The 675-nt window shown below is 59.3% G+C and carries 1 protein-coding gene; it reads right to left on the reverse strand.

What is annotated here, in order from left to right:
* Positions 1–675, reverse strand: a 675-nt coding sequence (locus tag NRB16_RS28860) for a transposase (RefSeq protein WP_257107561.1), incomplete at both ends; no start/stop codon positions are given.

Consider the following 675-nt stretch of genomic DNA (forward strand, 5'->3'; position numbering starts at 1 on the left):
CACCCACAACAAGTCCATTCCCTTATTCCAAGCCCTGCGATACCTCTGGGCCTCGAGTCCGGCAATTGCTTGCAGCTCGAACAGGTTTGGGTGGTGTTTCTCTCGCTGACAACCTTGAAAACCGTGCCTGCGTGATCGCATTTGTATTCCAGCATGGTTTTCAATTGGCCCCAGCCGGCGTCCAGCACCGACTTGGCCATCCTGGTTTTCGCGAGTTTCAGTGAGCTCACATCGCCCACCACAATGACGCCACAACGCGCGACCAGCGCGTTGCTGAACTTATGCAGGCAATCCTTGCGGCGGTTCGCAATTTTGGCGTGAATCGCCCGTACACGGGCTTTCTTGCCGGCACGCTGGGCCGTGCCCAGCGCGCTCTCCAGATCCCGGTAGAACCTGCCGCTTTCAAGGCGATCACCGTCGCTGCAGGTGGCCGTGGTTTTCAGTCCGAGGTCGATACCCACTGCGTCCTGGCCTGGCGATAACTGGCGGTCGACCTCGACCACGACGTTGAAATACCAGCGTCCACGGCTGTCTTCGTTGAAGCTACCGGATCTGAATTTAAAGCCCGCCAGGCCGTAGCTGTCCCAGACCTTGAAGTGCTGTCTGTTGAAGACGACCTGGCCGTTTTTCCAGACAGCAGCGCCGGCCTTGAGGGGCACCCAGCCCAGGCTGCGC

It is taken from the genome of Pseudomonas sp. LJDD11 (assembly GCF_024584215.1).
Lineage (GTDB): Bacteria > Pseudomonadota > Gammaproteobacteria > Pseudomonadales > Pseudomonadaceae > Aquipseudomonas.